The organism is Novosphingobium clariflavum (genome assembly GCF_026420865.1).
GTDB lineage: Bacteria > Pseudomonadota > Alphaproteobacteria > Sphingomonadales > Sphingomonadaceae > Novosphingobium > Novosphingobium clariflavum.
The window spans coordinates 1-26,294 of record NZ_JAPCWC010000028.1 but is presented as its reverse complement, the minus strand read 5'-3'; the positions used below and the strand labels follow the sequence as shown (position 1 = coordinate 26,294).

Annotated in this window: 35 protein-coding genes; 34 read left to right on the top strand and 1 reads right to left on the bottom strand. The window is 63.8% G+C overall.

What is annotated here, in order from left to right:
- The first annotated feature begins 1 nt into the window (after nt 1).
- The 34 genes from OKA11_RS20870 to OKA11_RS20705 all read left to right on the top strand — a co-directional run bounded on the left by OKA11_RS20870 (nt 2) and on the right by OKA11_RS20705 (nt 24,840).
- The gene (locus OKA11_RS20870; protein ID WP_267223881.1) at nt 2–838 is read left to right on the top strand and encodes a hypothetical protein; all 837 of its coding nucleotides are present in this window, start codon (nt 2–4) and stop codon (nt 836–838) included.
- Nucleotides 835–1,284: a hypothetical protein gene (locus tag OKA11_RS20865; protein ID WP_267223880.1), complete on the top strand. Its 450-nt coding sequence runs from the start codon at nt 835–837 to the stop codon at nt 1,282–1,284. The genes OKA11_RS20870 and OKA11_RS20865 overlap by 4 nt, the downstream gene beginning before the upstream one ends.
- A gap of 23 nt (nt 1,285–1,307) precedes the next feature.
- A complete protein-coding gene (locus tag OKA11_RS20860; RefSeq protein ID WP_267223878.1) occupies nt 1,308–1,694 on the top strand; it encodes a hypothetical protein in 387 nt (128 codons plus the stop codon).
- On the top strand, nt 1,691–1,999 hold the full coding sequence (locus OKA11_RS20855; RefSeq protein ID WP_267223875.1) for a VpaChn25_0724 family phage protein: 309 nt from the start codon (nt 1,691–1,693) through the stop codon (nt 1,997–1,999). The genes OKA11_RS20860 and OKA11_RS20855 overlap by 4 nt, the downstream gene beginning before the upstream one ends.
- Before the next feature lie 3 nt (nt 2,000–2,002).
- Complete coding sequence (locus OKA11_RS20850; protein ID WP_267223873.1) at nt 2,003–2,596, top strand: phage protein Gp27 family protein; 594 nt, start codon at nt 2,003–2,005, stop codon at nt 2,594–2,596.
- A gap of 217 nt (nt 2,597–2,813) precedes the next feature.
- On the top strand, nt 2,814–3,086 hold the full coding sequence (locus OKA11_RS20845) for a hypothetical protein (protein ID WP_267223871.1): 273 nt from the start codon (nt 2,814–2,816) through the stop codon (nt 3,084–3,086).
- Nucleotides 3,083–4,636: a phage terminase large subunit family protein gene (locus tag OKA11_RS20840; protein ID WP_267223869.1), complete on the top strand. Its 1,554-nt coding sequence runs from the start codon at nt 3,083–3,085 to the stop codon at nt 4,634–4,636. The genes OKA11_RS20845 and OKA11_RS20840 overlap by 4 nt, the downstream gene beginning before the upstream one ends.
- Nucleotides 4,630–6,300, top strand: coding sequence for a DUF935 domain-containing protein (locus tag OKA11_RS20835; protein ID WP_267223867.1), 1,671 nt, complete (start codon nt 4,630–4,632; stop codon nt 6,298–6,300). The genes OKA11_RS20840 and OKA11_RS20835 overlap by 7 nt, the downstream gene beginning before the upstream one ends.
- 39 nt (nt 6,301–6,339) lie before the next feature.
- Entirely contained in the window at nt 6,340–6,867 is a 528-nt protein-coding gene (locus tag OKA11_RS20830) for a hypothetical protein (RefSeq protein WP_267223865.1), read from the top strand.
- Nucleotides 6,867–8,039, top strand: coding sequence for a phage head morphogenesis protein (locus OKA11_RS20825; RefSeq protein WP_267223863.1), 1,173 nt, complete (start codon nt 6,867–6,869; stop codon nt 8,037–8,039). Before OKA11_RS20830 ends, OKA11_RS20825 begins: the two co-directional genes overlap by 1 nt.
- Nucleotides 8,040–8,102: 63 nt before the next feature.
- The gene (locus OKA11_RS20820) at nt 8,103–8,468 is read left to right on the top strand and encodes a DUF2513 domain-containing protein (protein ID WP_267223860.1); all 366 of its coding nucleotides are present in this window, start codon (nt 8,103–8,105) and stop codon (nt 8,466–8,468) included.
- Between the two features lie 140 nt (nt 8,469–8,608).
- Nucleotides 8,609–9,697, top strand: coding sequence for a phage protease (locus OKA11_RS20815; RefSeq protein ID WP_267223858.1), 1,089 nt, complete (start codon nt 8,609–8,611; stop codon nt 9,695–9,697).
- On the top strand, nt 9,697–10,107 hold the full coding sequence (locus OKA11_RS20810; RefSeq protein ID WP_267223856.1) for a hypothetical protein: 411 nt from the start codon (nt 9,697–9,699) through the stop codon (nt 10,105–10,107). Before OKA11_RS20815 ends, OKA11_RS20810 begins: the two co-directional genes overlap by 1 nt.
- 25 nt (nt 10,108–10,132) lie before the next feature.
- Nucleotides 10,133–11,035, top strand: a complete 903-nt coding sequence (locus tag OKA11_RS20805) for a Mu-like prophage major head subunit gpT family protein (protein WP_267223854.1) — start codon at nt 10,133–10,135, stop codon at nt 11,033–11,035.
- A complete protein-coding gene (locus OKA11_RS20800) occupies nt 11,028–11,708 on the top strand; it encodes a hypothetical protein (RefSeq protein ID WP_267223852.1) in 681 nt (226 codons plus the stop codon). Before OKA11_RS20805 ends, OKA11_RS20800 begins: the two co-directional genes overlap by 8 nt.
- 96 nt (nt 11,709–11,804) lie before the next feature.
- Nucleotides 11,805–12,227 carry a gp436 family protein gene (locus OKA11_RS20795; RefSeq protein ID WP_267223850.1) on the top strand — a complete coding sequence of 141 codons (423 nt, stop codon included), beginning with the start codon at nt 11,805–11,807 and terminating at the stop codon, nt 12,225–12,227.
- 1 nt (nt 12,228) lies between these two features.
- Complete coding sequence (locus OKA11_RS20790; RefSeq protein WP_267223848.1) at nt 12,229–12,735, top strand: phage virion morphogenesis protein; 507 nt, start codon at nt 12,229–12,231, stop codon at nt 12,733–12,735.
- On the top strand, nt 12,732–13,346 hold the full coding sequence (locus tag OKA11_RS20785) for a phage protein Gp37 (RefSeq protein ID WP_267223846.1): 615 nt from the start codon (nt 12,732–12,734) through the stop codon (nt 13,344–13,346). Before OKA11_RS20790 ends, OKA11_RS20785 begins: the two co-directional genes overlap by 4 nt.
- Complete coding sequence (locus OKA11_RS20780) at nt 13,343–13,525, top strand: DUF2635 domain-containing protein (RefSeq protein ID WP_267223844.1); 183 nt, start codon at nt 13,343–13,345, stop codon at nt 13,523–13,525. The genes OKA11_RS20785 and OKA11_RS20780 overlap by 4 nt, the downstream gene beginning before the upstream one ends.
- The gene (locus OKA11_RS20775) at nt 13,522–15,000 is read left to right on the top strand and encodes a phage tail sheath C-terminal domain-containing protein (protein WP_267223842.1); all 1,479 of its coding nucleotides are present in this window, start codon (nt 13,522–13,524) and stop codon (nt 14,998–15,000) included. The genes OKA11_RS20780 and OKA11_RS20775 overlap by 4 nt, the downstream gene beginning before the upstream one ends.
- Nucleotides 15,001–15,021: 21 nt before the next feature.
- Nucleotides 15,022–15,291: a hypothetical protein gene (locus OKA11_RS20770; RefSeq protein ID WP_267223839.1), complete on the top strand. Its 270-nt coding sequence runs from the start codon at nt 15,022–15,024 to the stop codon at nt 15,289–15,291.
- 34 nt (nt 15,292–15,325) lie between these two features.
- A complete protein-coding gene (locus OKA11_RS20765; RefSeq protein ID WP_267223837.1) occupies nt 15,326–15,691 on the top strand; it encodes a phage tail tube protein in 366 nt (121 codons plus the stop codon).
- The gene (locus OKA11_RS20760) at nt 15,688–16,008 is read left to right on the top strand and encodes a phage tail assembly protein (RefSeq protein ID WP_267223835.1); all 321 of its coding nucleotides are present in this window, start codon (nt 15,688–15,690) and stop codon (nt 16,006–16,008) included. The genes OKA11_RS20765 and OKA11_RS20760 overlap by 4 nt, the downstream gene beginning before the upstream one ends.
- 124 nt (nt 16,009–16,132) lie before the next feature.
- Nucleotides 16,133–17,674 carry a tape measure protein gene (locus OKA11_RS20755; protein ID WP_267223832.1) on the top strand — a complete coding sequence of 514 codons (1,542 nt, stop codon included), beginning with the start codon at nt 16,133–16,135 and terminating at the stop codon, nt 17,672–17,674.
- Entirely contained in the window at nt 17,671–18,921 is a 1,251-nt protein-coding gene (locus OKA11_RS20750) for a DNA circularization protein (RefSeq protein ID WP_267223830.1), read from the top strand. The genes OKA11_RS20755 and OKA11_RS20750 overlap by 4 nt, the downstream gene beginning before the upstream one ends.
- Nucleotides 18,918–19,964 (top strand): phage baseplate assembly protein, encoded by a 1,047-nt coding sequence (locus OKA11_RS20745; protein ID WP_267223827.1) that lies wholly within the window; start codon nt 18,918–18,920, stop codon nt 19,962–19,964. Before OKA11_RS20750 ends, OKA11_RS20745 begins: the two co-directional genes overlap by 4 nt.
- On the top strand, nt 19,964–20,461 hold the full coding sequence (locus OKA11_RS20740) for a phage baseplate assembly protein V (protein ID WP_267223825.1): 498 nt from the start codon (nt 19,964–19,966) through the stop codon (nt 20,459–20,461). The genes OKA11_RS20745 and OKA11_RS20740 overlap by 1 nt, the downstream gene beginning before the upstream one ends.
- Nucleotides 20,458–20,952, top strand: coding sequence for a phage GP46 family protein (locus tag OKA11_RS20735; RefSeq protein ID WP_267223823.1), 495 nt, complete (start codon nt 20,458–20,460; stop codon nt 20,950–20,952). The genes OKA11_RS20740 and OKA11_RS20735 overlap by 4 nt, the downstream gene beginning before the upstream one ends.
- Nucleotides 20,949–21,998, top strand: a complete 1,050-nt coding sequence (locus OKA11_RS20730; RefSeq protein WP_267223821.1) for a baseplate J/gp47 family protein — start codon at nt 20,949–20,951, stop codon at nt 21,996–21,998. Before OKA11_RS20735 ends, OKA11_RS20730 begins: the two co-directional genes overlap by 4 nt.
- Nucleotides 21,995–22,657 carry a YmfQ family protein gene (locus OKA11_RS20725; protein WP_267223819.1) on the top strand — a complete coding sequence of 221 codons (663 nt, stop codon included), beginning with the start codon at nt 21,995–21,997 and terminating at the stop codon, nt 22,655–22,657. Before OKA11_RS20730 ends, OKA11_RS20725 begins: the two co-directional genes overlap by 4 nt.
- A gap of 10 nt (nt 22,658–22,667) precedes the next feature.
- Nucleotides 22,668–23,336, top strand: coding sequence for a hypothetical protein (locus OKA11_RS20720; RefSeq protein WP_267223815.1), 669 nt, complete (start codon nt 22,668–22,670; stop codon nt 23,334–23,336).
- Nucleotides 23,337–23,338: 2 nt separating this feature from the next.
- Nucleotides 23,339–23,794, top strand: a complete 456-nt coding sequence (locus tag OKA11_RS20715; protein ID WP_267223813.1) for a tail fiber assembly protein — start codon at nt 23,339–23,341, stop codon at nt 23,792–23,794.
- Nucleotides 23,794–24,348 (top strand): host-nuclease inhibitor Gam family protein, encoded by a 555-nt coding sequence (locus OKA11_RS20710; RefSeq protein WP_267223811.1) that lies wholly within the window; start codon nt 23,794–23,796, stop codon nt 24,346–24,348. Before OKA11_RS20715 ends, OKA11_RS20710 begins: the two co-directional genes overlap by 1 nt.
- 96 nt (nt 24,349–24,444) lie before the next feature.
- Complete coding sequence (locus OKA11_RS20705) at nt 24,445–24,840, top strand: hypothetical protein (protein WP_267223808.1); 396 nt, start codon at nt 24,445–24,447, stop codon at nt 24,838–24,840.
- A 290-nt stretch (nt 24,841–25,130) separates the two neighbouring features.
- On the opposite strand, the gene OKA11_RS20700 is transcribed toward OKA11_RS20705, so the two are convergent.
- Complete coding sequence (locus OKA11_RS20700) at nt 25,131–26,258, bottom strand: glycerophosphodiester phosphodiesterase (RefSeq protein ID WP_267223806.1); 1,128 nt, start codon at nt 26,256–26,258, stop codon at nt 25,131–25,133.
- Nucleotides 26,259–26,294: the final 36 nt, after the last annotated feature.

The following is a 26,294-nucleotide window of genomic DNA, read 5'->3' as shown; positions in this document are numbered from 1 at the left end:
TATGCAACTCAAGGGACTTGATTTTGCCATCCCCGGCGGCACCCCGCTGGGAAAGCTCACTACGACGGTCAAAGGCTTCCCGGCTGATGATCTTGCTGGACTTTGGCTCCCTACGGAACTGGGCCTCACTGTCGGTGCCGCCGTCTCCAGCCTTGCTGACTTGTCGGACAACGGCCGGACCGTTTCGCTCCACTTGGGGGCCCAAGTTCCGGTCGTAACCGACCGAGGCTTGCAAACGACCACCGCCGGTGCGGGCTTCATGTTCGATACGAACATCAACTGGGGTGAGGAGTTCACGTTCGTCACTGCCAACCGCTTTTCGCACGCGCCGGTGGCAAACAACTATCCTTGCGTGCATCAATCCACGGCGGCCTTCCAGTCTGGCGGCATGACTGCCAGCAACCCTGAAACCGGGGTAACCGTTAATGTTGACCACGGTGCTGCCGCAGAGAACATCCAGCCCGCGATGTTCGCAAATGCTTCGGGCGCGAACTTTGGTGGGTCACCACGCAAAGGCGTCTCAATCGCCGCTGCGAGCCGGAATGACTGGTTCATCGCGGCGTGGTCCTACAAGCCTTCGACCGACCTTTTCATTTTCCGGGCGAAGGCCTCGAGTGCGATCCTCGGGACGACCAGTGCGGACGCGGTGACTGCAGCCTACATGGAGGCATTTGGCGGCTATCATGCCTTCGGCCTGGCTCGCTACACCTCGAGCAATGTCAGCGGCGAGTTTCACGGTGCCGTAATCTACGATGTCGCGAAGAATGCCAATGACATCGACGATCTGATTACCCGCATGGCTGCGCATATGAACGCGGCCGGGATCGATACGGTATGATCGCCACTCCCATACCCTTTTCAAAGTTTGCGGCTGCGTGGCTCCCCACTCTCGCCGTAACGGCGACGGTCAACCCGACGCCTCGTCTTGCAGACGCGTTCGTGTTCACGGCCGGCGGCGTTACGCTGCCGCCCGTCACCTGCATTCTGGGCGCGCTGGGCATTGCCCTGGCGCGGCCGCTAGCCCGCAAACGCGAGGCCGGCAACGGACTGGGCGCATTCGTCCTGGTCACCGTGATCATGCTCCTCGTCGTGGAGCTGTGGGTGATCGAATCCCAGCCCAATGCGCTGTTCGCCTTCGTCATCGCGATCGGCCTCGGCTTCTCCGGCTACTCGCTCATCGAGCTGGCCGGCGCCGAGGTCACCGGCTTCGTGAAGCGCGTTTTCAAAATCTCCGAAACCACCCCGCGTGAGCCGGGCGACAAGACCGAGGACCCGAGTTCATGAGTGAGAGTTGGCAAGAACTGGCCATGATCGCCTTCATCGTGGTCGGCATCGCTGCTGCCATTTGGAAGGGCGGGCAGGCCAACCCCGAGGGCACGGGCTCGCTGAGCAAGAAGCTGGCGCGACTGGAGAGCGATGTGCGCACCGTGAAGCGCGACGTTTCCGGCGTGGTGTCGTCGGTCGATGCCCAGGCGAAGAAGACCGACGCGATCGAGCACCAAATCCAGGACATCGAGCGACGCTCGGCCAAGGCCAGCGACATCGAGCGCCTGGAGCGCCTGGTCGTCGAGCAAGGGCGCCAGAATGCGGAGCTGCGCAGCGAGATCGCGAAGATCAGCGAAGCCGGTGAACAGCGCGGCAAGCAGCTCGATCGACTTTACGACTTCATCGTGCAGAAGGGCATGAACGCATGAGCCTCTCGGGCGATTTCGCACCCATCCACGACGGGCATATCCGCCTGTCGGTTCTACGGCTGCTGGACGAACAGCCCAGCTACAGCGCTAACGACAGCCTGCTTACGGACGCGGTCAACGCGCTCGGTCTGCCTTGCACCCGCGACCAGATGCGCGGGCACATCACATGGCTTCAGGAGCAGCGCCTGGTTACCGCCCAGTCGGCAACGATCGGTCTGACTGTCGCCACGATTACCGAGCGCGGTAGCGAAGTGGCGAAGGGCCGCTCGATCATCCCCGGCGTCCAGCGTCCTTCGGCGCGCTAAGCTATGGTCTCGCCCCGCGTTGCCAAGGAGCGCCGGAAGAAGAGCCGGCCCTCGTCGATCGACCGCCTCGATCCCGAAATCCGCGAGCTGATCGGGGACCTTCGGATCAACAAGGGGTGGACGATTGACGAGATCCGCAATCGCCTCGTCGAGATGGGCCAGCAGGACGTTCCCAGCCGATCGGCGCTGGGGCGGCATATCCGCTCGCTCGAAGACGTGAGCGCGGACATGAAGCAAACGCAGGTATTTGCCGAAGCGCTCGCCAAACAGGTTGGCGACGGCACGCAAAGCCAGTTGCTCGACGTGAACATGCAGCTCCTGCAAACGAACATGTTCAAGCTGATGCTGGGCAGCCGCGACGATGGCGAAGGCGTCCAGCTCACGCCCAAGGAAGCCAAGGACTTTGCCGACGCGCTGCGATCGATGGCGCTCACCCGCAAGACCGACATGGACGTGATCGAGAAGGCCGAAGCGCGTGCCGCCCGCAAGGCGACCGTCGAGGCGGCGGAGAACGCGAGCAAGGCGGCGCGGCAACGCGGGCTCAGCACCGACATGGTCGATGCGATCTATCACGCGGTACTGGGGAGCGAGGGCTGATGATTTGGCTTCCAACTTTGCGCCGTCGCATTCTGTCTCGCGAAGAGACCTACGAACTTGGCTTAGGCCTTTGGTATCGGTGGCAAGCCTGTGAACTGGCTTGGTTGAATTTCGGCATGATCCTGTGGGTCGCGCCGATTGGCCATTCGGGTTGGGGATCGCCGCATTTGGCGGTCGCCGGAGGCAACAGTCCACCGCCGCCGCAGAGGGGGGACTGATGGCCACTCGCAAACCCGCCAACCGTCGCCGCGCGAAGCTCCGCAAGGGCCGGTGCGATCCCAAGCAGGCCGCTGAGCTGTTCAAGCAGGTCATGCCCATAAATGACCTTGAGCCGAAGGAGGTCTTCGCCTGGTTCGACGGGCGCGACGTGATCCGGCGTGCCGAGGCGACTTATGCGGACGGGTGGAAAGTCCGCCTGAACTTCGACGCGCGGCAGCAGCTCACCAGCCGAAGCGCAACGCTCAAGCTGGACACGAAGGCCAAGGCATGAAGCTTTCCCCCGAAGACCAGGCCAAGCGCGACGCGGCGATCCGTGAGCGTGAAATCCAGGGCGACCGCGCTGCGTCCGAGGCCGCGATCATGCGGCTGCCGAAAGGCGACCTGCTACTCGGCTACCAAGCCAAGACCATCGACGTGCTGCGTGCCGGAACCGGACTGGTCGTGGTCGAAAAGTCGCGCCGTATCGGCCTGACTTGGGGCCTAGCCTCGTTCGCTACGTTGAAGGCGGCAAGCGCGGCTTCAGCCGGTGGCCAGAACGTCTGGTACATGGGCTATGACAAGGACATGACCCTCGAATTTATCGAGGTCTGTGCCATGTGGGCCCGAGCCTTTGGCATGGTCGCCGGAGAGTGCCAGGAGGAGGAAGTCCTCTACGTAGACGAGAACGGCAAGGAACAGGGCGTCAAGGCGTTCTCGATCCGGTTCGCGTCGGGCTTCCGCATCACAGCTCTGCCCAGCGTGCCCCGTGCCCTTCGCGGTAAACAGGGCATCGTCATCATCGACGAAGCCGCGTTCCACAAGGACGTGAACGAAGTCATCAAGTCGGCCATGGCGCTGCTGATCTGGGGCGGTCAGGTCGTGGTCGTCTCGACGCATGACGGCGTTTCGAACCCGTTCAATGTGCTGCTGGAGGAGATCAAGGCCGGGAAGCGCAAGGGCGTCCCCATCAAGATCACCTTCCGCGATGCGATGGAGGCAGGCCTCTACGAGCGCGTTTCCCTGGTCTCGAAAACCAAGGGGACGGAACTCGCGCCGAAGGAACAGTGGGAAGCGGATATCCGCGCCTCCTACGGCGACGACGCCGGAGAGGAATTGGACTGCGTTCCCAAGCTGGGCGCAGGCGCGCTTATCAGCCTGGAAGATATCATCGCCTGCGAATCCGACGATGCGGGCGTGCCTGAGTTGTACCTGGGCGGCCTTTGCTACGGCGGCCGCGACGTGGCCCGCCGCCGCGACGGGCAAATCCAGTTGATCGGCGAGCTGGTCGGCGACGTACTGTGGGAACGTGCCGGCTATCGCGAGTATGGCCAGACCTTCGCGCACCAGGACGCCTACTTCGACCAGAGCTTTCGCGACTATCGCATGGTCCAATGGCGCATCGACCAAACCGGTATGGGTGAGAAGGTGGTCGAGGACCAGGTGCGCAAGCACGGCTCCTCCCGCGTCGTCGGCGTGATGCTCACCGGCCCCGAGCGTGTGAACCTCGCGCTCGGCCTTCAGAAGGTGTTCCAGGAGCGGAAAATCCGCATCCGTTCGGACCCTCGCACCCGCGCCGATATCATGGCGATCAAGAAGCTGGGCAGCGAACAGTCCGGCGGCATCCGCATCGTCAACGATGGAGACATCCACGCGGACGAGTTCTGGGCCTACGCCCTGATGTCGCAGGCCTGGGACATGGCTGGCTCTCTCTACGAGTATCGCGGCATCGGCGCGGGCGAGATGCCACGCGGCCTGAAGCGAGGCCAGCTCGGCTATTTCAATCCGAATGACATTCGCGGCCGGTCGGAAAGCCGGTTCGGCCGCCACAGAGGAGCATGGTGATGGCGAGCAAGCCACCCGCACTTGTACTGCCGGACGGCCGGCCCCTTACCCGCGAGAACCTTGGCGTCGAGATCGCACGACCGACGCGGGCCTCGGTGCGCACGATCCAGTCAGGCCACCCGGCACAGGGGCTTACGCCGCAGCGACTTGCGGGGCTGCTGCGCGCTGCCGAAGATGGCGACGCGGTCGCATATTACGAGCTGGCGGAAGAGATGGAGGAGAAAGACCTCCACTATCTGGCGCTGCTGCGCACCCGCAAGCTGGCTGCCGCGCAATTGCCGATGGAAGTCGAAGCCGCCGATAGCAGCGAACAGGCCAAGGGTGATGCCCAGTTCCTAAAAGACTGGCTCGACCGTGACGTGCTTCAGGCCGAGTTGTTCGATATCCTCGACGCTATCGGCAAGGGTGTGTCCGCAACCGAAATCCTCTGGAACCTCACTTCCAAGACTTGGTTGCCCAAAGCTCTCAAGTGGCGTGATCCGCGCTGGTTCGAGTTCGACCGCGAAACCGGCGACGAACTGCTCCTGCGCGGCGGGCCCGAAGGTGTTGGCCCGGCCACGCCGCTGCCGGCCGGAAAGTTCATCGTTCACTTCCACCCGTCCAAGTCCGGCCTGCCGATCCGCAGTGGCCTCGCCCGCATTGCTGCGTGGGGCTACATGTTCAAGAACTTCGCGATCAAGGATTGGGTCACGTTCCTTGAGCGCTACGGCCACCCGATCCGCATCGGCAAGTATGGTCCGAATGAAAGCGAAGAGAACAAGGCCATCCTCTATCGGGCCCTCTGGGAACTGGGCACCGACGCTGCTGCCGCCTTCCCGGAGACGATGAATGTCGAATTTGTCGACCGGAAAGCGGGCACGGCACCGAACGACCTTTGGAAGAGCCACGCCGAATACATCGACCTTCAGCTCTCGAAGGCGGTGTTGGGTCAGACTAGCACGACGGACGCGACGGCGGGGGGGCTTGGCTCCGGCCAAGCCGACAGCCACGGCCGCGTTGCCGATACGATCGAACGCCATGACGGCAAGGTGCTGGCCTCGACCCTGAACCGGGACTTTGTGCCGGCGCTGATCATGCTCAACCGGGGGCCACGCGAAAAGTACCCCCGGATCAAGATCGAGCGGCCCGATGCGGAAGACATCAAGGTCACAGTGGAGACCGCTGAGAAGCTTGTCAGCATGGGCGTGAAAATAGACGGCGAGGAACTGCGCGAGCGTGCCGGATTGCCAGCCGCCAGGAGCGACGAAACTGCGCTGAAGCCGGCCAGCCAGTCGATGCCCGAAAATCTGCCCGTGGGAGCCTCAGGAGGGCAAGGCGCACCCGTTGACGCTCCGAAGGCCGCAAAGGCCTTCTTAGGGCTTCTTAAAGCGGGAAATGGAGCAAGTCAGAGCGACATTCCCGCTCTCCAATCGCAGGAGCCCGAGCGCGAGGCGGATGCCCTCAGCCGAACCACGGACGAGGCGCTAGGTGATTGGGAGGAACTGATCAGGCCAGCGGTGGGCTCGATCGAGAGCCTGATCGGCGAATGCGACACTATCGGCGAGCTGCAATCGCGCCTGGTCGAAGTCATGGCCGATATGGACGTGAGCGCCTTCACCGAAGAATTGGCACGCGGTTTGTTCGCGGCACGCGTCGCCGGCCTTGCCGCGCCCGGTCAGGGGTAAGCTGTGGCAGCGGGAGACCTGAAGCAATCGCAGTTCGAAGTGGCGTTCGATTTCAGCCGGTCGGAGGCTGGCGCTTATCTCGATGCCAGCGGCGCACAGCAGGCGGCGGCGGTTAACGTGCCGCGCTTCGACCATAGCGCCGAGGGCGTCCCGCTCGGCTTCCTCGTCACGCCTGGGTCAGACCTCGGCCGGCAGGACCGAACGTCGATCGACCCGCTCATTCTCCCCGAAGCCCTGGTCGAAGGCACCTCGGCCGACGAACGGGAAGCGACCGTGTTCCATTCTTTCATCCCTGCCGGCAGCACCACGGGCGTGATCGAGCGCCGGGCATTGTACACGCGCAGCGCCAAGGCTTTGATCGACCAGTTGATCGGCCAAAGCGGCCACCACCTGGAATTGGGCGTCCTCTCCGGCTTCCGCGAGAACCTTGGCGGCTATGTGCGTTTTCGGGGGGAAATCTGGAACCTTACCGGCCTGCTGACCGAGAAGGCGAACGGCGCTGCCCTGGTCAACACGCCGGCCGACGATGCGAAGCCGATCATCGTTGCCGGAGCTGAGGTAGTCTGATGGCAGAGGACCCATTGCCGCGCCTCGATCCGGTCCAGGCGATAGCGTACTTCAAAAGCAAAGGCTGGGAGATCGGCTTCGACTGGCAGGATATCTGGCAGGAAGAGCACGCCCGCGCCTTCACCGTCGCCAAGGCCATGAGCCGCGACTTGCTGGAAGACATTCGCGCCGAAGTCGATCGCGCGATCTCCGATGGCACGACGCTCCAACAGTTCTCGAAAGCACTCACACCCAAGCTTCAGGCGCGGGGCTGGTGGGGCAAGGCACTGATGGACGATCCGGCTTCAGGCGAAACCAAGGTCGTCCAGCTCGGCAGTCCGGCCCGCCTGCGGACGATCTACGAGACGAACCTTCGCACGAGCTATGCGGCCGGCAAGTGGCAGCGCATCCAGCGCGCCAAGCGCACGCTGCCGTACCTTCGCTATATCTGCATGATGGACGGACGCGAGCGGCCCGAACATCACAGCTGGCACGGGACGCTCCTGCTGATCGACAATCCCTGGTGGGATACCCATTACACCCCGTGCGGATGGGGTTGCCGCTGCGATACCCAACAAGTCAACGAGCGCATGATGGCCCGGCGCGGCTGGACGGTAACCGAACCACGCCGCTTCCCGGAACGCGACTACGTCAACAAGCGTACCGGCGAGGTCACGAAGCTGGAGCGCGGCATCGATCCCGGCTGGGCTTACAACGTTGGCAAGGCACCGTTGGACGGGCTGACGCCGGCACCGCGCCTGGGCAAGGGTTCGTACGATGATGGCGCGCTTCAGGCGATGCTCTCAGATGCCTCTTTCGGACGCCTGAGAGGGTTCTTTACTGCCTTCGGACTGGACACGCGCGAGGCGGCCACGGCGGGCAAGGTCTGGAATGACGCCGCCGGCTGGCCAGTACCAATCGCGGCCGGCCTGCTTCGCGGTGCGGATGGTCAGATCGTGTCGATCAGCGACACTGCCGCGCGTGAGCTGACGGACGCGGCGAAGGTGCTGCTCGATCCCAAGAGCATCGGCTGGGTCTGGATCAAGGGTGATGATGGCCGCGCGATGCTGGTGCGCCGCTATCGCTCCGATGCAGGCGTCGTGGACATGGGCGGATCGTTCTGGCGCTGGCATTTCGGCAGTGCGCGCGGGCTCACTGCTGGGCACGTCATCTGGTATGCCAACGCAACGTAACCTCTTTCCCTTCGCGCCCTCGCACGTCACCTTGGCGAAGAACGAGTCAACGACGGGACGACTATGAAGCGTGATATGGAATTGATCCGGCAAATCCTGCTGGAAATCGAAGCCGATGACGATGTCTTTGCCGCGATCCCACGAATTAAGGGAAAGTCTCTCAAGCTCACACGCTACCAGATCGATATGCTGGTCAGCGAAGGCTACCTTTCCGAACATATGGAAGAGAATTACGGAACCCCCATTGAGCTTGGTTTCCAGATCACCTGGAAAGGCCACGAATTCCTCGAAACGATCCGCGATCCCGTTATCTGGTCGAAGACGAAGGACGGCGCGAAAAAGGCCGGAACGTGGTCGGTGACGCTCTTGATGGAACTCGGAAAAGCCTACGCCATGCAAACCGCCCGTGACCACGGTTTGCCAGTGTGAGCCATTTCGACTTGGCAATTGACGGGCCTCCCGACTAAGCATCTGGAACCGGCCGAGGAGCCGGAAATTTCGAAAAAAGTGCGGGTTTGCCCCGCATGCGGGGATAATACCCGCTTCAGCCCACGGGCTACCCATCGGGCATGACGAAGCCCGCAGCCCCTACCGACACTGAAGCCGCCATGATGAGCGCGATTGAGGTCGCGCCTGAAGGCGAAGTATCGCGCCGCGTGCTGCTGGTGCCTTACGGCAAGCTCTATGGCCGCGATGGTCGCGGGCCCTGGCTTCTCGAAGGCAAGGATCACGCCGAGCAAGTCCTCGACGCAACCCGCCAACATCTTGGCCAGGGCGAGTTCCTGATCAATTACGACCACCAGTCGGAATACTCGGCCGTGCCGGGTACTGGCGGGCAGGCCAAGGCGGCAGGCTGGATCAAGCCCGATGCTCTCTTGGCCGGGGACGACGGCATCTATGCCGATGTCGATTGGACGCCGGCAGCGGAAGCGGCGCTTAACGCCCGCGAGTATCGCTATCAGTCGCCGCACTTTCGCTACAGCCGGTCCACCGGCCGTCTCACGCGCCTGACCAATGCGGCGCTGACCAACTCCCCAAACCTCGATCTTCCCGCGCTGGCCTCGCAACAGCCCGGCGCATCAACAGAAGGTGTACCGATGACAATGATTGCACTGGCGTCGCTCGCTGCGGCGCTGGCCATGCCGGCGACTGCCGGCGAGGCCGACGTGCTCGCCGCGATCGGCGGGCTCAAAAAGCGGGCCGACGACGGCGATGCCGCGCTTAACTCGACCCGCGAGACGCTCGGCCTCGGCGATGATGCCGATACCGCCGCAGTGCTCAACGCCATCGGCGGCCTGAAGGCTGGCGACACGCCGGACCCGACCAAATGGGTGCCGAAGGCCGGTTACGATGAGCTGAAGGGCCGCGTCGATCGGCTCGACGAAGACCGCGTGCTCAACATGGTCGACCAAGCCGTCGAAGGCGGCAAGCTTGCGCCGTCTATGCGGGACTGGGCGATCTCCCTCGGCAAGAAGGACGAAGCGGCCCTCAATTCGTACCTGGGCGTCGCCCCGACCTTCAATCCCGGCGCCACCGTCAAGGGCGATCCGAAGCCCGAGAAGGGCAAGCTCACCGAGGACGAGGCGGCGATCTGCTCGAAGCTGGGCCTCTCCGAAGACGCCTATCTCAAGTCTCGCGACGAAGAAGGAAATCTCTGATGGTGGCGCTTACCGAAGCCCGCAATACCCCGCGCCGCGACGGCAGGATTTTCGCCCGTGATGTCGCCGCCGGCAAGGTGGCCTTCGCTGGTGGTCTGGCTTGCCTCAACGCGGCTGGCTTCTCGACGCCGGGCGCAGTGGCCACCACGCTCGTCGCGGACGGCATCTACAAATCGACCGTCGATAATACCGGCGGGGCTGATGGCGACCAGCGGGTCGAAATCGAGAAGGGAACTTTCCCCTTCGCCAACTCCACCTCCACCGACGCCATCACCAGGGCCGAGATCGGTGACCCCTGCTACATCGTGGACGACCAGACTGTCGCCAAGACGAACGGCACCAACACGCGCTCCGCTGCTGGCACCGTCGTCGATGTCGATGCTGCCGGCGTCTGGGTCAAAGTCGGCTGAAGCCGCGAACTAAGGACAGCATCACATGGCACAGAAAGTAACCGTCGCGCTTCTTCAGACGCTTGGCGTCTCCTTCAACGCTCTGTTCCAGGGCGGCCTCGGCCAAGTCGAAAGCCAGTGGCAGTCGCTTGCCACGCTCGTGCCCAGCAGTACCGGCAGCAACGAGTACGGCTGGCTGGGCAAGTTCCCCAAGATGCGGGAATGGTTCGGCGACCGCGTAGTGCATGGCATGGAAGCCCATGGCTACGCGATCAAGAACCGCGACTTCGAGCTGACGATCGGCGTCGATCGCAACGACATCGAGGACGACAACCTCGGGCTCTACAGTCCTCTCTTTACCGAGATGGGTATGTCGGCCGCGTCCCACCCCGACGAACTTGTCTGGGAGCTGTGGCAGGAAGCCTTCGATACGGAGTGCTACGACGGGCAGAACTTCTTCGACACGGACCACCCGGTCAAGGCGGCCGACGGCTCACAGACTTCCGTGTCGAACATGCAGGCAGGCGCCGGTCCGGCATGGTATCTGATCGACGATACCCGCGCTCTCAAGCCGGTGATCTTCCAGCGCCGCAAGTCCGCGAACTTCGTCGCCAAGGATGCCCTGACCGACGACAACGTGTTCAACCGGAAGGAGTTCAACTACGGCATCGACTGCCGCGACAACGTCGGCTTCGGTTTCTGGCAATTCGCATACGGCTCCAAGGCCACGCTCGACGGGGACAACTACGGTGCCGCGCGCGCAGCCATGCGCAACATGAAGGGCGACTACGGCCGCAAGCTGGGTATCCGTCCGAAGACGCTGGTCGTGCCGCCTAGCCTCGAAAAGAAGGGCCTCCAGCTCATCAACGCCACCAACGATGCGGCCGGCGCCAGCAACGTATGGTCCGGCACCGCGAAGCTGATGGTCGCGGACTGGCTCGATGGCTGAGGCGTTCTTTCAAGGCGTCCTGCGCGTCAAGACGGCCCGTCCGTCGCGCCGCCGCGCAGGCTTTGCCTTCGGGCGCGAAGCCGTCGAGCTGACCCGCAAGGACCTCGGCGACGACGATCTGGCAATCGCCGAAAAGCTGCTCGCCATCGTCGAGGACCAGGTCCTTGTTTGCGTGATCGTGGACGAGGAAGGCGGCGAGACAACGATCGATGTTGAAGAGGTCGAGATGGTTCGCGAAGTCGTTGCGATCATGAAGGCGAATTCCACGCTTTCTGCCGACACCGTGAAAGAGGGGCTCGAACAAGTCACCGACCAAGCCCTCGGCGCCTCAACAGAATTGCAGCCTGCCAGTGGGGCGGAAGGGGAAACCGGAGGCGCGGCCGCGTCGTCCGGGGACGCTCCCGCTTCGAGCGGAGAGCCCAACGCTTCGGGCGCTCTGAAAAGCTCCCCTGGCACCGAAACGTCTTCGGCGGACGCTTCGGGGCAGACCCGCGAGGAGGCGGACGCATCGACGGCCGATCGGAAGGTCGATGCGGACGTAGGAAACCAGCCGGAGGACACTCCTCAGCCTCCGGCCGCCGAACTGAATACCGAAAACGGGTCTAGCGCCGCACCCGCCGCCAAGCCGGCCGGGAAGGCGAAGCCCAAGTCTGCGACCGAAGCGAAGGCCTGAACCTTCGCCTCATGTGACCTCGCGGGCGGCGGGGGCCCACCAGCCATTCCGTCCCGTCGCCCGTCTTCTTCCAATTTCATGAAAGGATGATCGAACGTGCCTCTCTTCGCCGACCTCGCAGCCATGCAGGCGCGTTTCGAGAAGCGCGATCTCATCCAGTTGTCGGACCCCGACAACACCGGCGCGATCGTCGCCAGCGTCATCGAGGAGAAGCTCTCCAGCGCTGACGCTCTCATCACCAGCTATGTCGCGGCGCGGCACAGGGACACGGCGAGCCTCGCCGGTCACCCGCTTCTTACCGATATCGCCTGCGACTATGCGTTCTCGCTCCTCTGGCGCTCCGACCCGCCGCAGTGGGTTGCTGATCGGCGTAAGGATGCGCTTGCGCGCCTGAAGGACATTTCGTCCGGCGTCATCAAGCTCGACCAGGGCGTCGAGGAGGCCGCGCCGCGCCCCGGTCAAATTCTTGTCTCCAGTGACCCGCAGCGCTTCTCGCGCGAGAAGCTGAAGGGCTACTGAGATGGCCGCCGCATTCTCGATCCAGACGATGGGCGGGCACGCGATCGAGGCGAAGCTTGCTTCGCTGGCGCGGGCCTTCGGCGACCTTACGCCGCTGATGGAAACCTTCGGCGGCATTCTCGAGACCCAGACCAGCGAGCGCTTCGAAGCCGAAACGGCGCCGGATGGTTCGCGCTGGAAGCCGTCGCTTCGTGCGCGCCAGGACGGCGGCAAGACGCTGACCGATCGCACGACGCTGCGCGGCTCGATCCATTCGATTCCCAGTCGCTTGAGCGTCGAGATCGGCACCAACCTCGTTTATGCCGGCGTTCACCAGGGCGGCGCGAAAATCCGCGCCAAGACTTCGGCCGGTCTCCGTTTCCAGCTTCCCGGCGGCCTTGGCTGGCGCCGGGTGATGGAAGTTGAAATCCCGGCGCGTCCGTTCCTCGGCCTGTCCACCGACAATGGTGAGGAGTTGCTCGAAGAAGCCGAGGCCTACGCGCTCGACGCGATGGGAGGCGAAGCATGATCGCCGCCATCGAGCTTGCATTGCTCGCCCAGCTCAATGCCATGGGCGGTACTGGTCCCGGCACCTTCGGTTACACGTATCAGGTACTCGAAACCTTCCCCGACGAGTTCGAGGAATACCTCGCTTCGGTGCGCAACCTGCGCACGCCGGCAGCGTGGGTTTCATGGCTCGGCTTCAGCGAAGGCGAAGACCAGGGCGACGACGACGGCCTTACAGCCGTTTGCCGCTTCGTACTGGTCGTCGCCGCCAGCAACCTGCGGAACGAGCAGAACAGCCGCCACGGCGATGGCGCGGTGCCGGGCAGCTTTCAGCTTGTCGAGGATGCCGTGCGCGTCCTGTCGGAGAACTGGCTTAGTCCGCTCACGCTGGTGCGACCGGTCTCTGTTCGTAGCGCCCGGCCGATCGCGCGTTCCGCCCAGATGAAGACGCAGAAGCTTTCGCTCATCGCGATCGAGCTGGAATGCACCGCGTCCTTCGGAACCTTCGACGCCGAGCTTGGCCAGTTCCGCACGCTGCACGCCGACTGGGACGTGCCGCCGCTCGGCAATGTCGTGCCGCCGCTCCCCGCCGAAAACCCAGACGCCGAAGACCTTATCCAGGTGCCACAATGACCAAGTTCACATCGTACCGGCCAGTGGAAGGAAGGCGTGCGCGCCGCCCGAACGGCGAACCGCTTCCCGATACCGGCATGCCGCTGATTCTGACGCCGTACTGGCGCAGCCTTCTTAACGCCGGTGACATCGAGCCGGTCCCCGTCGTCAAGTCCAAGCCCCGGAGCACTTCCGAATGACTATCAGCTTCACCAGCATTCCGGCCGATATCCGCACGCCGGGACAGTACGTCGAATTCGATTCGAGCCGCGCCGTTTCCGGCTCGCCGCCGATCGTGAACCGCGTCCTCATCGTCGGCCAGAAGCTCGCCGCCGGCACAAGTGCCGCACTGACCCGGCAGGCCGTTTCCGACGCCAGCCAGGCTATCGCCCTGTTCGGCCGTGGCTCTATGCTGGCGCGCATGGTCGCCGCCTACAAGACGGCTGACAAGTACAGCGAGGTGATCGCGATCGGCCTGGACGATGCGGCCGGATCGACGGCTGCGACCGCTACGATCACGGTCACCGGCCCGGCGACCGAAAGCCGCGAACTGGCGCTGATGATCGCTGGCGTGCGCGTGCCGTTGACGATCGCCAGCGGCGACATTGCCACCTCGATCGCGACGGCCATTGCGGCCGCCGTGAACGCAAAGCTCGACCTGCCGGTGACGGCCGCCGTCGGCGCGTCGCCCAATCAGCACGTCGTCACCCTGACGGCGCGCAACAAGGGCAGTGCAGGCAACGAGATCGACGTGCGGCACAGCCACTATGCGGGTGAAGCCCTCGCGGCCGGTGTCGGCATCGCTGTCGTGGCAATGGCCGGCGGTGCCGGCGATCCCGAGATCGACAATCTCTGGCCGGTGGTCGGTGACCAGCCCTATCGCACGATGATCTTCGGCGTCATCACCGCGTCGATCGCGGCGAAGATCAAGCTCGAACTGGATGACCGCTGGGGGCCGGAGCGCATGCTGGAAAGCTTCGCCTATGCCGCCAAGTCGGGTACGCAAGGCACGCTTGCCGCGTTCGGCGCCGCGCTCAACAGCGAACTGCTCACGATCCTCGGTTCGGGAAAGAGCCCGACCTGGTCGGCCGAGGTCGCGGCAATCTATGCGGCAATCTGCGGCTACTACACGGCCGTCGATCCGGCCCGGCCGACACAGACACTCACGCTCACCGGCATGGTCGCGCCAAAGGAAGCCGACCAGTTCACCAGGGCGCAGCGCGATCTTCTCCTCCGCGACGGCATCGCCACTTTCGTGGCCGATACTTCCGGCGTGTGCCGGATCGAGCGCTCGATCACGACGTACCAGACCGACGCCTTCGGCCTGCCGAGCGTGGCATACCTCGATCTCGAAACGGTGACGACGCTGGCGTACTTGCGCGCCTCGCTGCGCAGCCGGATCGCCACCAAGTTCCCGCGCCACAAGCTGGCCGATGACGACACCCGCTTCGGCGCCGGTCAGGCGATCGTCACGCCCAAGATCATTCGGGCAGAGATCATCGCACTTGCCCGCGAATGGGAAGACGCCGGGCTTGTCGAAGGGCTCGATCAGTTCGTCACCGACCTGATCGTCGAGCGCGACGCGAACGACGTGAACCGCATCAACGCGCTGATCCCGCCAGACATCGTCAACCAGTTCCGCAGCTTCGCCGCTGCCATCCAGTTCCGGCTCTGAGCCGGCCTTCAGGAGTAAAACATGAGCTACTCTTTCAACATCCGCGCCGGGGCCAAGTGGGAAGCGCATACGCTGATCCAGGCGGAACTCGACAAGGTCGCCGCCAGCCAGCCTCTCCACGCGAACGATCGCGAGCAGGCCGAGAAGGTCGCGGAGATATTCCTCGCCGTACTGCCTGACGATCCCGACCAGGACATCGCGGTTTCGATGCACGGCTCGATCGGCAGCATCGACGGCAAGGTGAGCAGCGCCGGCGTCGGCATTACGGTTTCGCACGTCGCGCGCGCCTGAGCGCCGTCTCAGAACCTTCTGAAAGGAGCATAAGATGGCCAATCCCAATCAGGTCGTCGGTCAGGTGAAGATCACTATCGACGGCACAACCTACTCATCGTCAAAGGAGGCGACCCTCGAAATCGGCGGTCCCAGCCGTGAAGCTGTAGCCGGCGACTACGAGGCAGGCGCCTTCACCGAGTCGACCAACCCAGCCAAGTTGACCGTCTCGCTGCTGTACAAGAAGGGCGTCAGCCTCGCCGCCCTGCGCGCGATCGACAATGCCACGGCCGTTCTGACAACCGATACGGGCATCCAGTGGATCGTTCGTAACGCCTACACGTCCGATGTGATCAGCTTCGGCCAGGACGGCAAGGCCAGCCTCGTGATGGGCGGCCCTCCGGCGGAGGAAGTGCTGTGACCCGCATCCTTGGAACTTACAAGCTCAAGTACCCGATCATCCGGGAAACCCGCAGCGCTGAGACGGGCGAAGTAAGCGAGGAGACCCTCCGCGAAGCCGGTTTCTGCGTCGTGCTGAAACGCCCGCGCGGCAAGGACATGCGGGTCATGGATCAATACGAGGGCCGCGAAATCTCAGGCTCTATCGCACTGATCGCGAAGATCACGAACCTCAGCGAAGAAGAGGCCGAACTTCTGGACGGCGAAGACATCGGCGAGCTGGGAAACTTGCTCGGCAAGAACGCGCCCGGTGGCCAGACGACTGGCGAGCCTGCCTAGCAGCGCTTGCCCGCGCCGACACGTTCAACATCGCCCCGGCCGAGCTGATGGCGATGACGTGGGATGAAGTCGAATTCTGGCTCCGCGAGGCAGAGAGCCAGTTTCCCAACGAAAGCGAGTAGCCATGGCGCTCAAGTTCTCGATGATCCTGGAGGCGGTCGACCGGGTAACGGCGCCTGCACGTAAGATGCGCTCCAGCGTGTCCCAGCTCACGGCGGGCATCCGGCGTTGGGGGCAGGACGTGCGCCGCGTGTCTCAGGACATCGAGAGCGGCTCGCGCTCACTCGATCATTATCAGCGCCGAGCACGCCGTCTTCGCCAAGTGGCAATCGGTTCTGTCTTCCGGGTGGCTGGCCTTCAGGCCCGGCGGTTCGCCACCGATCTGCGCGCCGGTATTCGCAACCTCGATCTGATGGGGCGGGCAGGCCGAGGTGCGATGTCTGGTCTCAAGTGGATGGGTGGCAAAGCCCTCGGCGCGGCAAAGTGGGGCGTGCTTGGTGCTGCCGCCACGGCTGCGGCCACAGGCGGTTGGTTCCTAAGTGGGATCGTCTCGACGGGCGCACACTTTGAACAACTCCAGGCACAACTGGAGGGCACCGAAGGCTCTGCGGATAAAGCAAAGAAGGCGCTTCAATGGGTCCTGAAATTTGCGAAGGACACGCCCTACGCGGTTGAGGGTGTAGCCGAAGCATTCGTGCGTGCCCGAAATCTGGGCATCGACCCGTTCACCGGTGCGATGATGAGTATGGGCGATGCAGCGGCTGCAAATAACCAGACATTGACCGACGCGGTCGAGGCCATTGGCGATGCTCAGACCAAGGAATATGAGCGCCTCAAGACCTTCGGCATCACGTCCTCGACCAAGGGTAACCTGGTGACGTTCTCCTTTGTGGCAAAGGACGGCAAAAACGCCTTCAAGACCGTGAAGAACGATGCGGCATCGATCCGTAAGACCGTACTCGGGATTTGGGATGCCAAATATGCTGGCGGCATGATCCGCCAGAGCAAGACGCTGGTTGGTCTGTGGGAGAACATCAAGGATACGGTGACGGCGTTTCAGTACAAAATCGCCGAGGCGGGATGGTTCAACAGGCTCAAGGAATCAGCGGCCAGTTTTCTCGACAAGCTCAACGAGTGGAGCGAGGACGGAACACTGGACCAGTGGGCGCTGAAAATTTCCGCCTGGCTCACAAAAGCGACCGATCTGGCCGAAAAGTTCATCAAGGAGACTGATTGGGATCAAGTCGCCGCGGACCTGAAATCGATCGCGGACAATGCCATGATCGTGGTCAACGCGCTTAGGCTGATGGTCAAAAAGGCCGAGGAATACAGGGACGTGATCCGTAATCTGCCGATCGTCGGACCTAGTCTTCGGTTTATGGAATGGATGGGTAGCGGAGACACAGATCGCGCTTCGTCCGCTCCGAATAAGCCCGCCCCCAAAGCCCCCGACAACTGGTGGAACCGGCCGACCGTCCCGAACCTGCGCAACCCTCAAATCCGAGGGCGTACCTCTGCGGCCGCGCCCGTCCAGGTGGGCGGCGCGCTCCAGGTCGATGTCAGGGTTCAAGGTCCGGGCACTGCCCGCGTGACCAGCGTCACCTCCAACAATCCCAGCGTCCCGGTGAAAGCGAACACAGGCAAGATCATGGATGGAGCGGCATGAGCTGGCGTGAAGAATACCAGAAGGGCAGCTTTCGCGGCGTTCCCTTCAGCACCCAAAGCCATGAGCGTAGCGGCGGCCGCCGCGTGGCGATCCATGAAATGCCCTCGCGCGACGAACCCACGCTCGAAGACCTCGGCCGCAAGGCACGCGAGTTCTCGATCGAATGCCATGTCGTCGGTGCCGATTATCGCGCTGGCCGCGACAAGCTGATCGACGCGCTGGAAGCGGAAGGTCCGGGTCTGCTGGTTCACCCCTGGCACGGCCAGATGATGGTTGCCGCGCTGGAATACACTACCAGCGAAAGCACTGACGAAGGCGGCATCTGCCGTCTCTCGATCCGCTTCAGTGAGGCTGGCCTTCCCGCGCCCGCGCCGGTGTCGGTAGCTGCCGGCAGTGACGGCGCAGCAGCGGCCGACGCGACCGAGGCAGTGGCGCCCGAAGCCTTCGCCAAGGATTTCTCGATCGATGGTGTTGCCGGTTGGGTCGAGGATTCGGCAAGCAATCTGGTCAAGGGCATGGCCGATGCTTCGCAGCTCGCGGCCGGCCTGCGTGGCGGCGTGGGCCCGACGCTCCGCGCCTTCCAATCGGCGCTCAGCTACCTGCCCGGTAACGTGTCGAGTTTGATGCGCTCGCCGCTCAATCTGGCATCGTCGGTGCTGGGCCTCGTCTCGGCCGTGGCTGTGCTTGGCAACAGCACCGGCCGCAGTTCGCGCCTCGCGCCGCTCCAGATGATGCTCGACTGGACGCCCGACACGCCGGAAATGCCGGAGCGCACTCCGCAGCGCCAGCGGGAGGCCACCAACCGCATCGCGCTCCTGCGCCTGTTCCGTGTTGCCAGCGCGGCCGAGCTGGTGCGCGCTGCGTCCGCCCTGGACTATGCGAGCTATGACGAAGCCAAGGTGACCCGCGACGCGATCGGCGATCACCTGGATGCTCTGGCGCTGGAAGCTGCCGATCGCGGCGACGACGATACCGCGGATACCTTCGACGCCTTACGCCGCGCGCTCGCGGCCGACATCGCTGCAAAGGGCGTGAGCCTTGCCCGCGTCTACTCGGCCGAACTGGCGACAACCGAGCCCGCCCTGGTCGTGGCGCACCGCCTCTACCGTTCTGACACGCGCACAGACACCAGCCTCGAAACCCGTGCCAGTGGCATCGCGGCCCGTAACCGCGTGGCCCATCCCGGCTTCCTGCCCGGCGGCGTGTCGCTGGAGTTTCTCACCGTCGATTCGGGGACCGTGGCATGAGCGTCCTGCCAGCTCATGAGGTCGGCCTTGTGCTGGACGGGAAGGCCTATCTGGGCTGGACGGCCGTTTCGATCGAACGCTCGCTCGACAACATGGTCGGCAGCTTCTCGCTCGCGTTGGCGGCCAAGGAAAAGACCGGCGCTGAAGACTGGCCGATCAAGGGCGGCGATGCCTGCCAGATCGTCCTCAACGGCGAGACGCTGATCACAGGATACGTGGATGCCGTTCAACGACGGCTTGCCGGAGACGATCGGGGCATTTCGGTGCGTGGCCGCGACAAGGCTGCCGACCTCATCGACTGCTCTGCGATCCACAAGCCCGGCTCTTGGTCGAACCAAAAGCTGGAAGCGATCGCGAAAGTGCTGGCTGCGCCGTTCGGCATCACGATCGATGTGAGCGGCAGCACTGGCGCAGCCTTCAAGAAGTTCGCGCTCCAGCAGGGCGAGACCGTCTTCGCCGCGATCGAGCGCATGGCGCGATATCGCGGGCTGGTGGTCTACTCGCCCGGCGACGGCAGCGTGCGCATTGGTCCTGCCGATCGTGGCGAACGCACCGGCCAAATCACTGAAGGCGTCAACGTCAAGTCGGCCGAAGGGACCGATGACGTGAGCGAACGCTTTTCCGAGTACCTCGTAAAGGGACAGGCTGCCGGCGACGATCAGCGCCACGGCAAGGTCGTTTCCCAGGTGAAGGGCACTGCCACGGATAGCGGCGTGACCCGTCATCGCCCGTTGCTGCTGATCGGCGAAGAGCAGTCTGACACCGCATCGCTGAAGAAGCGCGCGGCTTGGGAAGCCGCTGTGCGGTCTGGAAAGGGCAAGCCGCTGGACGTGGAAGTGCCGGGCTGGCTGACCGATGCCGGCAAGGTCTGGTCCCCCGGCGCGCGTGCCGCCTGCGATATTCCGAGCTGCAAGGTATCGGGCGATCTCCTCGTGCAGAGCGTTACCCTCGCGCGCAACGAGACGGACGGCACGGTCACGTCGATGACGCTGGTCCCGCCTGAAGCGTGGAGCCAACTCGCCGAGCCCGAGGAGAAGGTCTGATGTCCGCTTTGGCTGGCCGCATCCGGCTCATGATCGGGCGTGGGATCGTCAATCTGGTCAACGACGCGGCGAAGCTCCAAGCGCTTCAGGTCGAGTTGCTCTCGGACGAGGTCCAGGACGGCGTTGAGCGCTTTCAGGACTACGGCATCACTTCGCACCCGCATCCCGGCGCCGAGGCCGTTGTCGTCTGTGCAGGTGGACTGCGCAGCCACGCGATCGCGATCCGTGTCGATGACCGGAACTATCGCCTTACCGGGCTCCAGCAGGGCGAAGTGGCGCTCTATGACGATCTCGGCAATGTGGTGAAACTCGGCCGCGAACGCCTCGAAATTATCGGCGTAACTGAGGTCAAAGCCATCGCGCCGAAGATCATCGTCGAAAGCGACGACGTGTCGATCGGCGCCGAGGGCGGCAAGCCTGTCGCGCGCGTCGATGACTTGGTCGACCTCTCCACCGGCAAGATTATCAGCGGCAGCGAGAAGGTCACGGCAGCATGACCGATATCGCTCTCGCCTGGAACGATGAGACCTTCTCGGCCGACCTGATGCTGACTGCCGGCGCGATCGCGAGCGACGACGGCATGCGCACGGCGATCCTGATCTCGCTCTTCACCGATGCCCGTGCGCCGGACGATGCCGAGCTACCCGAAGACGGTGACGATCGCCGGGGGTGGTGGGGAGACCAGTTCGCCGCCGACGCTGGACCGCAGGCCGGCACTTCGAACGATCCTAACCGGATCGGCTCGCTCCTGTGGCTTCTACGCCGTGCCAAAATCACCAACGCCAATATCCAGCTCGCGCGGCAGAGCGCCGAAGCCGCGTTGGCCTGGCTGAAGCGGGACGGCGTGGTTTCGGCCGTCACTGTCGAGATCGAGGTTCAGGAAAGCGAGGGCGTGCGCAGGCGCCTGGCTATCGGCGTGACGCTCGATCGACCGAACGGACCCGGCCGCCAGCGCTACGACTTCACCTGGGACGCTTCGATCACATGACCTTCACTCGCCCGACCCTTTCCGAGATCATCGCCCGCGTCCGCAGCGATGTGGAAACGCGCCTTCCCGGCGCTGATGCGAAACTTCGCCATTCTGTCCTGGACGTGCTCGCCCGTGTCGAGGGCGGCGTGGCGAGCGGCCTGTACGGCTATCTGAACTGGCTTTCCCGGCAGCTCATGCCCGACACGGCCGAGGCGGAGTATCTCGCGCGCTGGGCCTCGATCTGGGGCATCGACCGCAAGGCAGCGACGGTGACGGCCGCAACCGCAACGGCGACTGGCATCAACGGCTCTACGATCCCGGCCGGGACTGAAGCTCAGCGTATAGACGGCACGATCTACACGGTGACAACGGCCGCAACGATCGCCGCCGGCACAGCGTCGCTTTCAATCGAAGCGGCCACCTCGGGACCGGACACCGCGCTCAGCGCTGGCGACACACTGACACTTTCGAGCGCCGTCGTCGGGGTAAACGCCACCATCACCGTGAGCGACGGCGGCACCGCCGGGGCTGACGAGGAAGACGACGCCAGCCTTCTTGCGCGCCTTTTGGACCGTATCCGCAACCCGCCCCAGGGCGGCTCTTTGAACGATTACGTGTCGTGGGCGCTGGCCCAGCCGGGCGTAACGCGCGCGTGGGCATACAAGTCGTGGATGGGTGCCGGCACTGTCGGCGTCACGTTCGTGATGGACGGGCGCGAGGATATCTTCCCGCTCGCCGCCGATGTCGCCGCAGTTCAGGCCGCGCTCGACGAACTGCGGCCGGTGACGGCTGAGCTGTACGTCTTCGCCCCTACGCCCGCTCCCGTTGACATTGTCCTTCGAGTCTCGCCCGATACTGCGGCCGTGCAGACTGCGATCAGCGCCGAGTTGGCCGACTTCTTCGCGCGCGAAGGGGAACCAGCCGGCACCATCTACATGAGCCGGCTCAGCGAAGCGGTGAGCTTGGCTGAAGGCGAATTCCAGCACGCCATCGATATCCCGGACGAGAACTTCACGGCTTCGGCCGGAGCGATCCCGACCCTAGGTTCGGTGACCTTCGCATGAGCGTTGGGATCAACACCCCACGCGATGCCGATGCCTATGCTCGCCAGTTCGCACAGCTTCTTCCCAAAGGGCCTGCGTGGAACTTTGCACCGGATGGACCTTTCGCCCGCCTATTGGCGGCACTGGCTACCGAATATGCGCGCGTCGATAGCCGGGCCGTCGACCTGATCGAAGAGGCGGACCCGCGCACCACTCTCGAATTGCTGCCTGATTGGGAGCGCGTTGCGGGCCTCCCCGATACCTGCACCGGCGCGCCCGATGAAGTGTCCGAGCGGCAGGTGGCGCTGCACCAGAAGATCGCCGGCATAGGCGGTCAGAATCGGGCTGCCTTTATCGAGGTGGCTGCTCGCCTCGGCTATCAGGTCGAGATTATCGAGCACCGCCCCGCGCGCATCGGCGACCGTGTCGGTGATGATCTCAACGGCGAGGACTGGGCGCACGCCTGGACCATGAAAATTCGCCCGTTCGAAGGCTATCTCGAAGAGAGCACCTTCCTCGCCGTCGCAGAAGTCGGGGATCGCATCGGCGTGCGCCTGAGAGGGTTCGGCGCCCTCGATCTTGAGTGCGTGATTCGCCGCCTAGCGCCCGCCCACACCACCGTCCTCTTCGCCTACGAAGTCGAGCCCTCGGCCGACTTCTGGTTCGACTTCACTCAATAGGAGCACAAGCATGCATCGGATCGACAGCAATGGCGCCGTCGACGGCAAATGGCAGGCCGGCAACCCGGCAATTGGCCAGAAGGCGACACAAATTCCGGCCGACTGGATGAATGCCATCCAGGAGGCGCTTTGCTACGTCATCGAGACAGCAGGGATCACGCTCGAAAAGGGCGATGATAGCCAGCTCTACGATGCAATCATCGCGCTGCTCGAAGGCATCGTCGGAGACGGCGGCGGAGCTGTTCCGACAACCCGCAAAGTGCTGGCGGCGGGCCTTGCCAGCGGCGGCGGCGATCTTGTTGCTGACCGCACGATTACGGTGACCAAGGCGAGCGCTGCCGAGGTGACTTCACAGACCCGCGACGACGTTGCTGTGACGCCTCTTGGCCTCGCGGGGCTCGTTGGCCTGTCGGTCAGCGGAACGGCTTGGATCATCAAGATCGGCAGCGTCGTGATGCAGGTTTTCGACGGCGTCGCCCAGGCCAACACGACGACGATCATCAGCCTTCCTCAGGCCTACACCGAGAACAATCGCGGTGCCTGGGCGAACGGTGGATCGTCCGACAATGACGCCCAGGACAACGGCCCGTGGGTAAACGGCCGAGGCCTTACGACCGTCTCCGTTTACAGCTCGATCGACGCCGCGCGTTCGGTCCAGATTCTCTCGATCGGAAAGTGACCATGAAGCACTATTTCAGCCCCTCGACCGGTGGCTTCTACTCCGACCTGTTCCACGGCGCCCGGCAGATCGAGCAGGAACAGACGGCGGCCGAAAAGAAGGCCGGCAAGCGCCCTCGCATGATCGACAATCCTGACAGCCGCGTGCCGACCGACGCGGTGGAGATCAGCGAAGAGCGTTGGCAGGAACTGATGAAGGCACAGGCTGCCGGCATGGGGATCGCAGCCGTTGGCGGAAAGCCTGAAGCGGTCGAACCCACGATCGACGAAGCGGAGCGGGTCGCGATCCGCCGCCGCAAGCGCGACCGCCTTCTCTCTGCGAGCGACTGGACGCAGATGCCGGATAGTCCGCTGGACGCAGTGACCAAGAAGGCGTGGGCAGACTACCGCCAGGCGCTCCGCGATCTCGACATGACTGGCACGACTTGGCCCGATGAACCGAAGGGAGTGGCTGCCTGATGGCCCGCCGGAGAGCAGAGGCGGCCGACGTGCCGCAGACCGATGAAGAGGCAATCGCGCTGATCACGGAATACGTGTCGGCCGAGCGCGAAACGCTCCTCGACCGTGTGACAGCCGAAGCGGCAATCGACGCCATCAAGAGTCGATTGGCAAATGTCGTCACGGCGCGTGAAGCCGAGCAGAAGCGCCGTTTTTCAGCGCTGAAGGCGTGGTGGGAGGCCGGTGGCAAGGAACACGCTGGCAAGGCTCGCTCGGCCGAACTGGCGGGAGCTAAGCTCGGCCTGCGCGTGAGCCCTCCCAAGGTGAAGTTCACGAAGGGATATACGGCTGAGAAGGCCCTCACTTGGCTGCGCGGTTTGCGCTGGGGGCGGAAGAAGGATTTCATCCGCACGAAGGTCGAGCTGGATAAGCCTGCCATCCTGAAGGCCATCCAGGCCGAGGAGAGCGTCAAGACCAAGCTGGGCACCGCGATCTACATCGACCAGCCGGACGAATTCTTCATCGACACGGGCCTCGACGAAGATTGCATCCGTAAGGAACTCGCCGCCTCCTGAGGGGGCGGCCAACCTCTTTCTCATTGTCGATTTAACCGGCGTTTGCGCGGGAGCGCGATGCCCGGCATCTTGCTGTCCGAATCTGATGGGGTGGTTATGGATATCTACGATCGCAGCATATGGCCGTCACCCGATAGAAATCCCTTGGTGCGCATGCTGGAGAGCGGCGACGAGTGGTTTACCAATGAGCAAATTGTGCTGGCATTGGGTTTGGCGCAGGGGCGTGCGTTGATGTCCAAGGGGACAATTTTCCAGAAACAGATTGCCGAGGGAGATGCCGCTATCGTTTCACGCGGATGGCTTACGCCAGGTACAAAGATCAGCCGCTCGAACGGAGGCTCCCTTCGCGTCTTTAATCGGCGAGCATTGGTTATGGCGGCCATGCGGACTGACACTGTGAACGCAGCTGCCTTTCGTGACTGGATGGCATCACGACTAACGAGTGAACTCTTTCCCTTAGGCCAGCGTGAGGGGCCTCTTATGATCGGGTGAGAAACCCGTGAGAGTACGTCTCAGTGCTCCAGAAACTCTTGTCCGCTGCTCCAGACGGTCTTGGCGCGCTACATTCAGGAAGGAAAGGCAGGGAGGCAGGGGGCAGGGGGGGCTTCCCTGCCTTTTTTCCGCTTTGCGATGGGCGTTAGGCGGCGTGGGCAAGGCAACCTTTCCTCCCGCTCAGGCTGAGCCTGTCGAAGCCCCCTGAAGCATCGAGCAAGGCTGCCATGCTTCGACAAGCTCAGCCTGAGCGGAAGTGAGGAACCAAGCCCCCTCCGGAAGCCTTCGTATCAGGCCCGCCCGTCGACCGCCTGACGGCCGATCGCCGGGTCGTCGGTGAAGAACGCATCGATCCCCAGCGCCAGATAGCGGCGGATCTCGGCAATCGAGCCGGCCGGGTTGCGCCCGCCCTGCCCGGTCGCGTCGCGCAGATCCATTGGCAGGAAGTAGTTCTCCGGACGGAACGTCCAGGTCGAGACCAGCAGGCCCGCCGCATGAGCCCGCTCGACAAGGCCGGTGCCCTGCGCCAGCAGCCTGCCATCCTTGTCCCGCCCGAGCAGCGCCAGAGTGTTGGGCGAGATCCAGTCGGCATACTTCGCCATTTCGGCGAGCCCGGCATCGCTGTGCATCTGGTCGAACGTCGGGCCCGAGCCCTTTGCCACCACATCCGCCGGACGCATCGAACCGGGCACGGTCAATTGCAGCAACTGGACATTCGCGAGGCCATCCAGACGCTCGCGCAGCCACTTCAGGTTGGCGATCTCGAAGCTCTGCACGATCACCGGCGCGCTCTGGAGATAGGCGCTGGCGTGCAGCCGGTCGAGAAAACGCTGCTCCAGCGGCAGGCCGATCGCGGCGAAGTAAGTCGAGTGCTTGAGTTCCGGGATCACCCCGATCACCCGCCCGCGCGCGGCTGCCTCGGCGGCGACGAAATCGGCGATCTCCTCGAAGGTCACGACCTGGAACTGCCCGTCATGGGAATGGCTTTCCGGACGCAGCGCCCCCAGCCGCTCCTTCGCGCGCAGGCTCTTGATCTCGGCCAGCGTGAAGTCCTCGGTGAACCAGCCGGTCACCTGCTCGCCGTCGACGGTCCTGGTCGTCTTGCGCGCGGCGAATTCGGGCCGGACGGAAACGTCGGTGGTCTCGGCGATGTTGTTCTCATGCCGGGCGATCAGCACGCCGTCCCTGGTGCTGACCAGATCGGGCTCGATGAAGTCCGCGCCATCGGCAATCGCCTTGGCATAGGAACCAAGCGTATGCTCGGGCCGCAGCGCCGAGCAGCCGCGATGGCCGATCACCAGCGGCTTGGCCGGACGCATGGGGCGGGCCTTCGCTGGCGCCGCCAGCACGCCGGGCGCAAATCCTGCCGCCAACCCCATTCCCAGTCCGGCACCTACAAGCGAACGGCGGTCAATCATCGGGGGGATCCTTGGCTAGCGTTTTACGCGGTCGAG